A 13,804-nucleotide genomic window follows, 5' to 3' on the forward strand; every position below is an offset into this window, starting at 1 on the left:
TTTTGTGGCTGAAAGGAAAAAAAGCCATTGTACGGGAAGCGGTGTTAAAGTGAGTCAAAGGCCGTCTGAAAGGATAAAAGTTCTTTCAGACGGCCTTTGTTGAACGGGGAATGTTCAGTTTTGAGGCTGGTGTGATTTATTGCGTTGCAGTTTTTTCCAACAATAGGAAAGTCTCGGCTTTGTTGCGCGGTCTTGCGCCTTGCCACAAGGTTTGCCAACCCGAAGGTGCGCCGACATTGGCGGCTTGGCGGATGAGGCGGTAGCGGCAGGACGGGTTGTCGGTTGTGGTTTTAATATGGCTGTATTGTGTCCACGCGATGCGTGTGCGCTGGTCTTGGCCGTCGATGCTGATACATTCGAGGCCGTCTGAAAGTTGCTGTTTCAATTCGGAAGAAAGCGCGGCTTCCATTTGGTGTACGACCGGTGCATGGCTTTTGGCGGCGTTGAGCCACGGTAAAAACAGGGTCATCAGCAAGGCCCAGGCCAAGGTAACGCCGGCCGCCCAGTTGGTCACGGCTTGGCGGCCGCGGATGTTTTTACGCGTAATCGCCCAGAGCCATAATGGGGTAAACAGTAGGGCGACGGTCATCGGAATCGGGTCGATGTCGGGGATGTAATATGGGCTGAAATAGGCGGCGCGTTCGGCCAGTTTGGCAGGCCAGCCGTAGTTCATGGCGAAGAAGCCCAGCCACAGGAAGACGGCAATCAAACCGAATGCCATGATGCCGAACCAGTTGATAAATGCCGCTGCGCCACGGCGCAGGCCGTCCAGTTGTGCCGCACCGAGCAGGGCGAGCGGCGGCAACAGCCAAACGAGGTTGTCTTGCAGGCGTTGCGGATTGATGGCGAGCAGGGCTGTCATGATAACCAGCCACGACAGGCTCAGAATGCCCCAGTTTTTATCGTGGATACGCGTGCGGCTGAGCGTCCATGCCGCTAGCGGCCAGGCAGGCAAGGCAAACCACAGCAGGTTTTTCAGATAATAGGGCAGGTTGAAGGCCGTCTGAATCTGATGGAAGCCGCCGAATACGCCTAAGGAATAATGGTTGAACCAAACCTCAAACCATTCGGGATTGGTTTTGGATAAAACCAGCGGATATAGAATCAGCAGGGGCAGGGAAACGACGATGGCGCCAATCAGGGTCAGCAGATAGCGTTTGCTTTGCCAAGTAGAATGGAACGACAGGGCAAGTGCCAAAAACATCATGGCCGCGGTCAGCAGGTAGCCTGAGGAGAGGGAGAGTAAAACCCAGCCGCCGCACAACAGCAAAATGGCAATAATGACGCGGCGGCGTGCCAGTGAAAAGCCGCACAGAATCAATCCAAATGCGGCAAAAGCGGCCGACATGGGATTGAGGAAGTGGGCGATGGGCAGCAAACCGATGCTGCCGATAAGGATCAAGACAACGCTGCGGCCGTGATGTCTGCCGAGAAAGTTGAAACCGGCAAATCCGCAGGCGGTCAGTCCGATAGCGGTAAATACCACGCCGGCAAAACGCGCGGCATCATAGGCATCGGCCGCCCAAGGCGAAAACAGGGTTTGGAATGCGGTTGCCATCCACAAAAAAGCAGGGGAGATGGTGAAGTCGGGTTGGCCGAAGATTTGTGCAACCAACAGGCTGCCGCCGTTTTTCATGGATTCGGAGGCGGTAAAGAGGGAGGGTTCGGCAGGGTTCCACAAGTCATGCGAGAACACGCCCGGCCACAGCCAGGCAAAGGCCATCAGCAGCAGAAGCCATGGTTTTTCATGGGTTTTTTTGGGGCGGCGTGGATCGGGCGGTGTGTAAGTCAGCATGGAAGGTCAAAAAACGGTTGGTTTGAATAGCAATGGTACAGGGTTTGACGGGTTTGCGCGATATGCCGGACCGGAGAGCTTTGTAAAATAATGCTTACGGCTCGTTTTTATCGGGTGTTTGGAATGATATGGCATTCGGTTGACGACAAAAAGCTCAGGCCGTCTGAAAGAAATGTTTCAGACGGCCTGAATGCAAAAAAGACTGCACGAAGCAGTCTTTTTGACAAAGCGGCAATTAGCGTTTGAACAGGTTGCCGAATTTGTTGTTGAATTTGTCCACACGACCGGTAGTGTCGACGATTTTTTGAGTACCGGTGTAGAAAGGGTGGCACAGAGAGCAAACCTCAACGTTGAAGCTGTCTTTTTCCATTGCGGATTTGGTTACGAATTTGTTGCCGCAAGAGCAGGTAACGTTGATTTCGTGGTAGTTCGGGTGAATACCTTGTTTCATTTGATTTCCTTTCGATTAAGCGGGCACAGGGGTTTTGCCTGTACTTCAGTTAAGCGTGGGATTTTCGCTATTTTTGGCTGTTTCGTCAAGAGGATATTTTGTATGCAGGGTAGTTTCGCAACAGAAGAGAACAGTTTAGAATAGAATATCGAACCAAATATTATGCGATCAGATTGTAATCTAACTGAAAAGAGGATGTAAAACCTCCTCTAGATGTGAAACTTTAAGAAGAATAATAGTCTGAATAATATTTACGCTTGTACGAACAGGAGACGGAATCAATGTGGAAAAAGATATTGACGTGCATTTTGCGTGTTTGGGGAGGAATGTTGCCTCCGTCTTATTGCAAACCATTCGGCAGAATTGCGCAAAAATTCCGTGCCGCTTTGGCTGCGTGTATTTCTCCAAACATCGGTAAAAACGTCAATATTGAAAAAGGCGGATACGTCTTTCCGGATACGGTAGTCGGCGACAATTCGGGTATCGGCGTAAATTGCGAAATCTGCCGCGGTTTGACCCTCGGCAAGAACGTGATGATGGGGCCGGAATGCCTGTTTTATTCGACCAACCACAAATTCAACCCTGAAACCCGCCACTTCGAAGGTTATACAGATATCAGCCCGATTGTGATTGAAGATGATGTTTGGATTGGCCGGCGTGCGATTATCATGGGCGGCGTTACCATCGGCAAGGGAGCGGTAATCGGCGCAGGTTCGGTGGTTACCAAAGATGTGCCGCCTTATTGTGTGGCTGCAGGCAATCCTGCGATTGTTCGGAAAAAACTGCTGGATGAGCAAGAGCTTGCAGCCGAATAACGTGAACAAAATAGCAAAATAAAAGGCCGTCTGAATTTCAGACGGCCTTTTTTAATACTGATTAAGCGGCAATTTTTTCGCATTCTTTAATGCAAGCCAAGCAAGATTCGTAGCAGGCTTTGCATTCAGCGTGGTGGCCGGCGTGTTCTTTGCAGGCGGCAGCACATTGTTTGCAGGCTTCGATGCACACTTTTGCCAAAGACGGGGTCAGGCGTGAATTTTGGGCGGCGAGGTTTTGCAAGGTGCCGCACAGAGCCAGCATTTGATTGACGCCGGCTGCGCAGTCTTTCATGGAGGTATCGCCTGCGCTCAACAGGGCAATGCAGTGCGCCAAGCAGATTTGACCGGCTTCAACGCAATGTGCGGCCGCTTTGCGCGCAGCTTCGTAGGCGCGCGGTGCAGAATGCGCGTGACCAGCATGGTGTGCATGGCCTGCATGGTCGTGAGCACGGGCAAAAGAAGCGGCGGCGGTGAGGGAAACAGCAGCAGCGCTGCCGATAAATTGACGACGGTTCATAAGATAGAGTCCTTTTTGCTTTGTAGAAATATCGGACGAATTATTTCATCCATTATTAAAAGGTTATCATGTTATTCGTTTTTAAACAACAGGCCGTCTGAAGGTATCGAGAACACGTTCAGACGGCCTGTCGTCGGATATGATATTTGTTTAAATGAATTACAAATCGGATGTTTGGAATGCGGCCAAGTGACTTTTGCCGAGAAAATAGTCGGTTTATTCCGCCAACAATTCTTCCGGTTTGACTTTCTCTCCATACACGGGCAAGAGGGTTTTTTCATAGGCGGCTTTCAGACGGCCGTCTTTTTTCATGGCGGCGATTTCGCCGTTGACCCAGTTCAGGAGGTCGGTGTTGCCTTTTTGAACAGCCGGGGCGATGAATTCGGCAGGGCCGAGGTTGCCGATGGCGACTTCAAAATTCGGGTTTTCTTTTGCCCATGCCCACAGCAGGGCGTTGTCGTGGGCGAGTGCTACGCCGCGGCCGTCTTTCAGTGCGTCGAAGGTTTCGGTATTTTGGTCGAATTTCAGCAGTTTGACTTCAGGATGGCTTTTGGTGAAGAAGGCGTCGGCGGTGGTGCCTTTGTTGACCAGAAGGGTTTGGTCTTTCAATTGTGCAACGTCGGTAATCGGTTTGTCTTTGGGGGAAACTACGCCCAAGGCCACTTTCATGTAAGGATCGGCGAAATCGACGGCTTCGGCGCGTTCGGGTGTTTTGGTGAAGTTGGCGAGGATGAGGTCGACTTTGCCGGAACGGACGTATTCGACGCGGTTTGCGGCCTCGGTCAGAACGAATTCGACTTTGTCGGGGCTGCCGAGCAGGTCTTTGGCCAGGTCTTTGGCGATTTCAACGTCAAAGCCTTGGTTTTTGCCGTTGGCGTCAACATAGCCGAACGGAGGCTTGTCGCCGAATACACCGATACGGATGACGCCTTTTTCTTTGATGGAGGCAACGGTTGCCGCGCCGCTGCTTTGTGAAGATTGGGCATCGCCGGAGCTGCCTCCGCAAGCAGTCAAGCCGACGGCGATGGCGGCGGAGGCGAGGAGGGCTTTGAATTTGGCATTCAATTGCATGAGTGTTTCCTTTTCAAATGTTTGGTTGAAAGTGGGGGCCGTCTGAAAAAGGGTTGGACGGCCTGAAAATAAAATCAGTAGTCCATGCCTGCCAAGAATTGGCGGGCGCGTTCGCTTTTGGGGGCGGAGAAGAAGGTTTCTGGGTCGGTCGATTCGACGATGCCGCCTTTGTCCATGAAGACGATGCGGTCGGCAACTTTGCGGGCAAACCCCATTTCATGGGTTACGATGAGCATGCTCATGCCTTCATGGGCGAGTTCTAAAACCACTTCCAAGACTTCGCGCACCATTTCGGGGTCGAGTGCGGCGGTGATTTCGTCCAGCAGGATGACTTCCGGATTCAGGCACAGGGCGCGGACAATGGCGATGCGTTGTTTTTGGCCGCCGGAGAGTTCGCGCGGATAGGCGTTTTTGCGGTCGAGCAGGCCGACGCGTTCCAACAGTTTGTCGGCTTGTGCCTCTGCTTCGGCACGGTTGCGGTTTTGTACTTTCACCGGGCCTAAGAGGATGTTTTCGATGACGGTCATGTGGGCAAACAGTTCATAGCTTTGAAAGACCATGCCGACTTTTTGCCGGGCGGTTTGCCAGGAAACGTCTTTGCCGAATTCACCGATACCGTCCATCACGATGCTGCCGCCTTGGTGCGGCTCCAAACCGTTGACGCAGCGCAGGAGGGTGGATTTGCCGCAGCCGGACGGGCCCAGCAGTACGATGACTTCGCCTTTTTCCAAGTCCAAGTCTAAGGATTGAATGGCGGTTACGTTGCCGTATTGTTTGTGCAGGTTGCGGATGCTCAGTAAAGCCATGTCAGTGTTCCCATTTTTGTTCAAGTTTTGCCGCCAGCAGCGACAGCGGCCAGCAACAGAAGAAATACAGCATAAAAATCAGGCCGTAAACCCAAAATGAAGCATTGGGTTGCGTCAGCAGCGAGTTTTCGATGATTTGCTGGCCGACTTTGACGACTTCGATGACGCCGATAAGGGAGGCGAGCGAGCTGGTTTTGATCATGCGCGTAAACAGATTGACGGCGCCGGGCAATACGCGGCGGATGCTTTGCGGCAGCTCGATGTAGCGGAATACCTGCCCGCGGCTTAAGCCGAGTGCCAGGCCTGATTCGACCTGGTGTTTTTCAATCGATTCCAATGCTCCGCGGACCAAATCGCCCATTTCGGCGATGCCCCACATGGTAAATACCCAGACGCAGACCCAAAATCCGTCGATGTGGATGCCTGTCCAGACGGATAAGCCGAAATACAGGCCGAACAGCCACACCAAAATCGGTACGATTCGGATGGTTTCGAGATAAAACCGTCCGATAAAGCGGATGAGCCGGTTGCGCGAACGCAAAACCAAGCCGAACAGCGTACCCAATACGCAGGAGGCGGCAACGGAGGCCAGGGAAATCTGCGCCGTCAGCAACAGGCCTTCGCCCAAGCGTGCAGCATTTTGTCCTTCAAACAGCCAGTCAAACACCATATTTTGCACTCCGTACGCGGTTTTCTGCCCAGCGCGCTAGAAGCGAAACGGGAAGAAGGATGATCAGGTAGCTGGCAAACAGCAGGAACAAGGCTTCGTTGGTTTTATAGTCCATGCCGATGATGTCTTTGGTAACGAACAACAATTCTGCAATGCCGACCGCGCTGACGATAGATGTTTCTTTCATCAAAAACAATACGTTTGCGCCGATGGCGGGAACGGCGACCGCCCATGCCTGAGGCAATTCGACATAGCGGAACACTTGAAAGCAGCTCAAACCGATGGCCTTGCCCGCTTCGATCTGCCCTTTGGGGACGGCCAAAATACCGGCGCGGATGGCTTCCGCCATATAGCTTGCGCCCAAGAAAACCAGTGCGATCACGCCGCAGGTGAAACCGTCCCATTTAATGCCCATTTTCGGCAGGCCGTAATACAGGAAAAACAATTGGATCAACAGGGGCGTATTGCGCGACAGCTCGATATAGGTGCGTGCCAATGCGTAGAAGGGGCGGATGCGGTATGCCGTAACCACGGCAACGGGAAGGCCGAACAGCAACGACAAAACGACGCCATATACCGACAATTCCAGCGTCAGCTTTGCCGCATCGACAAATTTAGGGATGGCATCGATCAGATAAGACCAGTTCATCAGAGTCAGACAATCAGCATGATAAAGGCAGTATTTTAACGGGTTTGTAAGAGAGTGTTAAATAATGGATAGGAATATCGATTGTGGATAAAACACAAAAAATGGAATAAGGCAAAGGCCGTCTGAAACGTTTCAGACGGCCTTAAAATGTCAAAGTTTCCGCGTCAGGCGGTAGCCGCTTTCCGTTCATGAATCAGTAAATTCAACAGGGCGGCCGCGCCTGCCAAGACTGCGTCGGCGTACCACATCCAGCCGTAATCGTTGAAGCGCGTGATGACGATGCCGCCGATGTATGAACCCAAAAAGCCGCCGATTTGGTGGCTCAACATGGTCAACCCGAAGAGGGTGGCCAAGTAGCGCGTACCGAAAAGTTTGCCGGTAATGGCGGCGGTGGGGGCGACGGTTGCCAACCAAGTGAAACCGAGTCCGGCAGCGAAAAGATAGAAGTTTAAATCGGTTTTAGGTGCGGCCAGATAAATCAATATCATGGCGACACGCGAAGCATATAAACCGAAGAGGACGTATTTACCCAAAAATCTGCCGGTACACCAGCCTGAAAAAATACAGCCGGCGATGTTTGCCAAACCAATAATTGCAATGGAGGTCGAAGCGACCGTAGCGGGGAGGCCGCAAAGTGAAATTTCGGTCGGTAGGTGGGTAACCAAAAAGGCAATGTGAAAACCGCAGGTAAAGAAACCCAAATGCAGTAAGATATAGCTGTGGTTGGCGAAAGCCTTGCAGACGGCCTGCTTCAGTGTTTGGCCGCCGTCGTCTGTGTGGACGGTATGAGAAGCATGTTTGCCGCCGGCCAGCCACCAAGAAATCGGCAAAATCAAGATGGCAATGACTGCCCAAACATAAAATGTCCCTGTCCAGCCGATGTGGGGCAGGGCAATCAAACCTTGAACCAGCGGCGCGAACAAAAATTGCCCTGCGGACCCGCCTGCATTGACCAAGCCGGAAGCCAAGCCGCGCCGATGAGGCGGCGTTTTGGCGGCGACTTGTCCCATAATGATGGAAAATCCGCCCGAACCCGTACCAAATGCCAACAATAAACCGATACCCAGCATCAGTCCCCAATAAGTCGGCATTTGCGGAACAATCAGACAGGCGGCAATCAACAGAACCGTACCGCCGGCTAAAACCTTAAACGCGCCGAAACGGTCGGCCAACGCGCCGGACAAGGGTTGCGATATGCCCCACATCAATTGGAACACGGCAATAATCAGGCTGAACTGGGCCATGCTTAATTCGGTAGAGTTGACGACGGGTAGGACAAAAAGCCCTAAAGTCATCCTCATGCCGATGGTAATCAGCAGGATGGAGGCGGCAGCGGCAATCAGCAGCCACAAATTGGGTAATTTGGCAGAAGAATCGGTCATGATGTTTGTGTGTGTAAGGGGCAGGGAATAAAAGCTACTCCTGCCACTATATTATTTATTTGATTTCTCGGCGAGCCGATATATAAACGCGCGATTCTAGCATTGGGTGAGAAACGGCATAAATAACCGTTGGTTCTTTGGATATGGTAAAAAGTGATATGGCTTGAGGATGAATTGAGGATGAAGCGGTCAAATATTCTTCGTTCGGTACTGACGGAGCAAGCAAATTGCCGTTGAATTTTCGTTTGAGAAGAAAGGCCGTCTGAAAAGTTTCAGACGGCCTTTGTTTGACTGACTTACATCAGATTATTTCTAGAATGAAATACTGACGCAGTTTTTCGTACACATTATTTTGTACGTTGATACAACCATTGGTTATGATGCGGTCGGCCACATGAGGAGAAGCGATGCGTTCCATGCGTCTTTCCTGCGGCTTGAGCGTCCATACCCGGTGTAACGCAAACAGAAAGTCATTTTCTTCTTTGAAGCCGATAACCTCACCACCGTAACCCGGTTTGCTGGTCATCATCGGCGTCATATTGAATTTGCCTTTCGGCGTGGTTTTGCCAATCAGTACCGGATGGCACTGACCGTCATCGGCAAAGCAAAGCTCTGCCTTAGCTGTATTGACCACAACTTTTTTGCGTTGGATATAGTCGCTGACAGCATCAGCAGCGGCCAAAGAGTTCAGGCCTGCTGCCAAGGCTATACCTAATAGGATCCGTTTCAAATTTGTCCTTATTGACGGATGCGTTGAGGAGCTTCTTTAATGATCTCGCGGATGATCACTTGAGGCTCTTGTTTAGGTGTAGGTGCTGGAGGAGGACATACGGCATCTTTAGGGAATACTGGATTCCAGAAGAAGCTGCGTGCAAATTTGTCTTTGTCGAAGATCACTTTGTATTGGCAAGTAGTGATGCCTTCAACGCCGGAAGTGTTTTCAGGGTCAACGCCTACGCCTGGGGTGTAGAAGTGGAACAGGTAGTCCCATTCACGCACGCCAACCATGCCTTCGTCGTAGTGAGGACGGCCGAGGATTTTGTAGATGTCGTCTTTGGTCAGGCCAGGACGCATTTGATCCAGCTCGTCAAAAGTCGGGAATGTGCCACGGTCTTTGTTGAAGGTCAGGGAGTAAGGTTTAGGGAAGCGTGGCTCGTCTGTAGTGCCTTCAGGAGTGATTTTGCTCTTAGTAGCACAGGCGGCCAGCAGGCCGGTAGCCAGCAGGACGAAGCCCACTTTTGCGATTTTTTTCATTTGATAATCCTTTTATTGATTTTACCAGCCGAACTTTTCAGACGGCCTGTTAGTGCCGGCAGCGAGTTTGCCGGTTTACCCAAATAATGTTGTGCTTCTTAAAGATGTACCCGACGGTTTGACAAACAAGAACCTCGGCACATTCCGGCAGGGCATTGCGCCTCATCTCCGTTGTATCCGCCTGAGTCGGCAGAACCGTTCAGACGGCCCGACTGACATTTATTGTCACTTTGTAACAATTTCACTGCGAGTAAGGCTTGGGGTTTAGAGATTTCCGGTTTTTGATAAATCAGGTTGTATTGCGTAATACCTTGTTATCTTTGTGCTTTAGTTCATTTTGGCATTTGCCGGAGATTAGGTACTTAATCTTTCGGGTGTTATCCCTGCAAATTGTATGCCAGTTTCCCTTTGTGCGCATAATCTGTGTATGCCAGAATGTTGGCTTTATACAACATTCATATTAACGAACCAGAAACGGATTGTACCTTTTCTCATGCCCGATACTGGTCATGCGGCCGTGTCCGGCTATCACTTGCGTGGTTTCGGGTAGGGTTAATAGTTTAGCGCAGATATTGTTTATGAGGTCATCATGATTGCCGCGCGGAAAATCTGTGCGACCAACGGTTTCATAAAATAAAACATCGCCTGCGACTAAAAGACCGTTTTCGGCGTTGTAAAAAACGACTTGGCCGGGAGTGTGGCCGGGAATGTGGAGGACTTGGAAGCTGTGATTGCCGACCTTGAGCGTTTCCCCTTCTTCCAGCCAGCGTGTCGGCGTGAATGACGGAGAAACGGGGAAACCATATTGCGCCGTCGTTTGCGGAAGGGCTTGGAGCAGGAATTCGTCGTCTTTGTGCGGGCCGAGAACGGGTACGTCGCAGGTTTTCAAAAGTTCAACCACGCCGCCTGCGTGGTCAAGATGGCCGTGGGTCAGCCAAATGGCAGTCAGCTTGAGGCCTTTATTTTGGACTTGTTGCAATAAATAGGGTACGTCGCCACCGACATCGGTCAAAACGGCTTCTTTGGTTTCGTCATCCCAAATCAGCGTGCAGTTTTGACGGAAGGGGGTAACGGCGTTGATTTCAAATTGGAGTGCCATGGGTGTTCCTGGGAAATGTTTATTTAATGTTGTTTGCGTTTCAGACGGTCTTTTGTTATTATGCATATATAATAAAAAGCAAGTCTGGAAGAGTGTCTTATGAATAATGTAATGCGAACCATGATACCGATTTTTGCGGCTTCTTTCATCTCTGCGGCGTTTGGTGCAGATTTGTTGTTGGCGCAGGAATATAAAAATCAAGATATTGCCGGTTGGGCCATGAGTGAAAAGTTGGATGGCGTACGCGCGTATTGGGACGGCAGGCAGCTGATCAGTCGTCAGGGCTATGCGTTTACACCGCCCAAAGGTTTTACAGCAGGTTTTCCGTCGTTTCCGATGGATGGCGAGTTGTACAGCGGACGAGGGCGGTTTGAGCAAATTTCCGCGACGGTGCGTTCTGCCTCGGGAAATTGGGACGGCATTCGTTTGCATGTTTTTGATGTGCCGCAGGCGCAGGGCAATCTGTATCAGCGGCTGGAAACGGCTTCGAAATGGCTGAAATCACACCCGTCGGCACGGTTTACGGTTATTCCGCAAGTCAAGGTGCGCGACAAACAGCATGCTTTGGATTTTTTGAAACAAGTTGAAGCGCTGGGTGGGGAAGGGGTGATGCTGCGTCAACCTGAAGCCCGTTATGCAAGCGGTAGAAATGGGCAGCTGTTGAAGCTGAAAAGTGAATATGATGATGAATGTACGGTAACGCGTCATTATGAGGGCAAAGGGCGCAATGTCGGGCGTTTGGGTGCGGTAGGATGCAAAAACCAATATGGCGAGTTTCGTATCGGCAGCGGTTTTAAGGATAAGGACCGCGACCATCCCCCGAAAATCGGTGCGCTGATTACTTACCGTTATCGTGGTTTTACGCAAAAAGGAACGCCGAAATTTGCAACATTTGTCAGGGTGCGCTCGGATCGATAAAACAAATTAAAGGCCGTCTGAAAATAGGTTTCAGACGGCCTTTAATATAGATGTTGCATAGCCTTTTATAAGGTTTCCAATACATCAGGCAATTTGGCCAAGCTGTTGAGCATGGCGACATGGGGCATGGAGGAAAGCTGTTGGGCGGTATGTGCGCCGGTGGTGACAGCGATGGCGCGGATTTTGGCATTGGCGGCCATTTCTAGGTCGTGGGTGGTGTCGCCGACGACGACGGCCTCTTCCGGCTCAACACCCAGTCGGTCGCAGAGGGCGAGTACCATATCGGGCGCGGGTTTGGACGGATATTCGCTAGCGCAGGCAGTTTCCAGCCAGAAGGCTTGGGTGCCGGTTTGCTCGATGGACCTATCCAGTCCGCTGCGGCCTTTTCCGGTCGCTACGGCAAGCCAATAGCCTTGTTGCTTCAAGCGTTGCAGGCAGGGCAGGGCTTCGGGGAACAGAGTCATGTTGTGGTTGTTGGGATTGAGGTAGTGCGCGGCATAGGTCTCAATCAGGGTTTCCTGAACGTGTTCGCTGACGTTGTGGGCAAGGCGGCGGATGATGCCGGAGAGGCTGTATCCGATGAGCGGGCGGATTTGGTCGGCTTCGGGAACGGGTAGGCCGCAATCGGCAAAGCTTTGCTGGAAGGTGTGGATGATGGGGTTGGTGGTGTCGGCAAGCGTGCCGTCCCAGTCGAAAATGATGAGTTTGGGTTTCATGGGTTTCCTTTCAGACGGCCTTGAATAACTTATTATTTTAAAAGTGTATTTTGGTGTGGCTGAATTTACCAAAATACACGAATAGAACTATGGGTTACTTAATATTTTAACTTTTTCTTGATTGAATTCTTGTTCGGAAAGAATACCTTGATCTAATAATTTCTTTAAATTTACTAATTGATCATATTTTTTGTTGTTGCTTGAATTATCAATATCTACTTGTTTTGTCTCTGTGCAGATAAAAATAATTTCAATCCTAGGCCAATTCCCTAAGATGTGAGGAGGAGTAGATGCTCTTTCTCTAATTGCTTTCATACTTTTATTTTTTTGTTTGCAGAAAGCCTGTGCTCTTTTTTCGGCACTGTGTCTCACAGCAGTTGAAGGAGTAAATCCTGATGCTCCTTGGTGGAATATGCGATATTCTTGTTCATTATTTTCATTAACATCTAAAATAGTTTCTTTGCCTTTGTAAATGATTGCTGTATCAAAACCCGAGTTGCCCTTTTCAACGATTTGGATTCCCGATGCAGTTGTACAACCAGCTAAAATTAATGCTAATAGAAGATAAAATTTAGACATGACGTTTCCTTATTTTGGGTTAAGTAAATCTATTTGATTTCAGACGGCCTTTTCCTGATTTTCCAACATTACAATGAATTGCGCCAATTCTTGCGGCAGGGAGGCTTTCAGGATCAGTTTTTCGCCGGTCAGCGGATGGGCAAGGTGCAGCTCGGAGGCGTGCAGGAACATTCTTTTCAAACCGAGTTTCTGCAGGCGTTTGTTGGCTTGATAGTCGCCGTAGCGTTCGTCGCCGGCAATGGGGCAGTCTTGCGATTGCAGATGGACGCGGATTTGGTGGGTGCGACCGGTTTTTAGGGTGGCTTCGACAAGGGTCAGGTCGGATAGGCCGACTTGGTGCAAAAGGCCGTCTGAAAAACGGTTTAACACGCGGAAGATGGTGTGGGCGGATTGGCCGTCTTCGCTGACGCGCACCATTTTTTCGCCTTGTGCGCCGGTGTATTTGAACAGGGGGAGCTTGACGTGGAAGCGGTCGTTCGGCAGCCTGCCGACACCCAGTGCGAGATAGATTTTTTTCGGATGGTCATTGCGGATGGCTTCGTGCAGCTTCACTAAGGCGCTGCGCTTTTTGGCAATCATCAAAAGGCCGCTGGTGTCTTTGTCGAGGCGGTGGACGAGTTCGAGATAACGCGCTTCGGGACGGGCGCGGCGGATTTGTTCGATGACGCCGAAGCTCACGCCGCTGCCGCCGTGGACGGCAACACCGGACGGTTTGTTGATGACCAAAAGCGCATCGTCTTCGTAAATGATGTCAAATTCGCGCGCAGGCGCGGCCTGGCTTTCAGACGGCCTTTGTTTTTCGGCGGTGCGTATCGGCGGAATGCGGACGGTATCGCCTGCCTGAATGCGGTTGTCGGGTTTGCAGCGTTTTTTGTTCAGCCGCACTTCGCCGGCGCGGATAATGCGGTGGATATGGCTTTTCGGGACGCCTTTGAGGATTTTTATCAGATAGTTATCAAGGCGTTGGCCTTCCTCGTGTTCGGCAACGGCAATCAGGCTGACTGAATCTTTGCGTATTGCGTGCATTTTCTCTATAATCCCAAACGTCCGTTTCGGGACCAGAACCTGCCGTCGCAGGCCGT

The 13,804-nt window shown here is 50.9% G+C and carries 16 protein-coding genes; 2 read left to right on the plus strand and 14 right to left on the minus strand.

All coding sequences use genetic code 11. The features are described 5' to 3' along the window. Positions 1 to 136: 136 nt before the first annotated feature. Positions 137 to 1,795: an ArnT family glycosyltransferase gene (locus ACTHS4_RS04225; protein ID WP_371460181.1), complete on the minus strand. Its 1,659-nt coding sequence runs from the start codon at positions 1,793 to 1,795 to the stop codon at positions 137 to 139. 235 nt (positions 1,796 to 2,030) lie between these two features. Continuing rightward, positions 2,031 to 2,246: a 50S ribosomal protein L31 gene (gene rpmE / locus ACTHS4_RS04230; protein ID WP_003681847.1), complete on the minus strand. Its 216-nt coding sequence runs from the start codon at positions 2,244 to 2,246 to the stop codon at positions 2,031 to 2,033. Positions 2,247 to 2,527: 281 nt separating this feature from the next. Between rpmE and ACTHS4_RS04235 the strand changes: the two genes are divergently transcribed. Continuing rightward, positions 2,528 to 3,061 (plus strand): acyltransferase, encoded by a 534-nt coding sequence (locus ACTHS4_RS04235; RefSeq protein ID WP_371460180.1) that lies wholly within the window; start codon positions 2,528 to 2,530, stop codon positions 3,059 to 3,061. A gap of 61 nt (positions 3,062 to 3,122) precedes the next feature. Here the strand turns inward: ACTHS4_RS04235 and ACTHS4_RS04240 are convergent, their stop codons facing one another. The 9 genes from ACTHS4_RS04240 to ACTHS4_RS04280 form a co-directional block, all read right to left on the minus strand. Then, positions 3,123 to 3,578 carry a four-helix bundle copper-binding protein gene (locus ACTHS4_RS04240; RefSeq protein ID WP_371460179.1) on the minus strand — a complete coding sequence of 152 codons (456 nt, stop codon included), beginning with the start codon at positions 3,576 to 3,578 and terminating at the stop codon, positions 3,123 to 3,125. A 216-nt stretch (positions 3,579 to 3,794) separates the two neighbouring features. Then, entirely contained in the window at positions 3,795 to 4,649 is an 855-nt protein-coding gene (locus ACTHS4_RS04245; RefSeq protein WP_315611280.1) for an amino acid ABC transporter substrate-binding protein, read from the minus strand. Positions 4,650 to 4,723: 74 nt separating this feature from the next. Continuing rightward, positions 4,724 to 5,455 carry an amino acid ABC transporter ATP-binding protein gene (locus ACTHS4_RS04250; RefSeq protein ID WP_440365536.1) on the minus strand — a complete coding sequence of 244 codons (732 nt, stop codon included), beginning with the start codon at positions 5,453 to 5,455 and terminating at the stop codon, positions 4,724 to 4,726. A 1-nt stretch (position 5,456) separates the two neighbouring features. Next, on the minus strand, positions 5,457 to 6,125 hold the full coding sequence (locus ACTHS4_RS04255) for an amino acid ABC transporter permease (protein ID WP_049344971.1): 669 nt from the start codon (positions 6,123 to 6,125) through the stop codon (positions 5,457 to 5,459). Continuing rightward, positions 6,115 to 6,774 (minus strand): amino acid ABC transporter permease, encoded by a 660-nt coding sequence (locus tag ACTHS4_RS04260; RefSeq protein ID WP_070826664.1) that lies wholly within the window; start codon positions 6,772 to 6,774, stop codon positions 6,115 to 6,117. The genes ACTHS4_RS04255 and ACTHS4_RS04260 overlap by 11 nt, the downstream gene beginning before the upstream one ends. Positions 6,775 to 6,938: 164 nt before the next feature. After that, positions 6,939 to 8,156, minus strand: a complete 1,218-nt coding sequence (locus ACTHS4_RS04265) for an MFS transporter (RefSeq protein ID WP_440365537.1) — start codon at positions 8,154 to 8,156, stop codon at positions 6,939 to 6,941. Positions 8,157 to 8,457: 301 nt separating this feature from the next. After that, a complete protein-coding gene (locus ACTHS4_RS04270; RefSeq protein WP_049332858.1) occupies positions 8,458 to 8,886 on the minus strand; it encodes a hypothetical protein in 429 nt (142 codons plus the stop codon). 8 nt (positions 8,887 to 8,894) lie between these two features. Continuing rightward, a complete protein-coding gene (locus ACTHS4_RS04275; protein ID WP_070587953.1) occupies positions 8,895 to 9,410 on the minus strand; it encodes an outer membrane protein assembly factor BamE in 516 nt (171 codons plus the stop codon). A 460-nt stretch (positions 9,411 to 9,870) separates the two neighbouring features. Then, entirely contained in the window at positions 9,871 to 10,509 is a 639-nt protein-coding gene (locus ACTHS4_RS04280; RefSeq protein WP_004519037.1) for an MBL fold metallo-hydrolase, read from the minus strand. Between the two features lie 111 nt (positions 10,510 to 10,620). Here ACTHS4_RS04280 and ACTHS4_RS04285 point away from each other — a divergent pair, with 111 nt between their 5' ends. Next, positions 10,621 to 11,427 carry a DNA ligase gene (locus ACTHS4_RS04285; RefSeq protein ID WP_070826666.1) on the plus strand — a complete coding sequence of 269 codons (807 nt, stop codon included), beginning with the start codon at positions 10,621 to 10,623 and terminating at the stop codon, positions 11,425 to 11,427. A 65-nt stretch (positions 11,428 to 11,492) separates the two neighbouring features. On the opposite strand, the gene ACTHS4_RS04290 is transcribed toward ACTHS4_RS04285, so the two are convergent. The 3 genes from ACTHS4_RS04290 to ACTHS4_RS04300 all read right to left on the minus strand — a co-directional run bounded on the left by ACTHS4_RS04290 (position 11,493) and on the right by ACTHS4_RS04300 (position 13,748). Continuing rightward, positions 11,493 to 12,143, minus strand: a complete 651-nt coding sequence (locus tag ACTHS4_RS04290) for an HAD-IA family hydrolase (RefSeq protein WP_070826667.1) — start codon at positions 12,141 to 12,143, stop codon at positions 11,493 to 11,495. 87 nt (positions 12,144 to 12,230) lie between these two features. Next, entirely contained in the window at positions 12,231 to 12,722 is a 492-nt protein-coding gene (locus tag ACTHS4_RS04295; protein ID WP_070826668.1) for an SHOCT domain-containing protein, read from the minus strand. 39 nt (positions 12,723 to 12,761) lie between these two features. Continuing rightward, positions 12,762 to 13,748: an RluA family pseudouridine synthase gene (locus tag ACTHS4_RS04300; protein WP_070826669.1), complete on the minus strand. Its 987-nt coding sequence runs from the start codon at positions 13,746 to 13,748 to the stop codon at positions 12,762 to 12,764. Positions 13,749 to 13,804: the final 56 nt, after the last annotated feature.

Origin of the sequence: Neisseria sp. P0014.S009, assembly GCF_051958155.1 — a bacterium.
In the GTDB taxonomy this organism is placed as follows: Bacteria; Pseudomonadota; Gammaproteobacteria; order Burkholderiales; family Neisseriaceae; genus Neisseria; species Neisseria flavescens_C.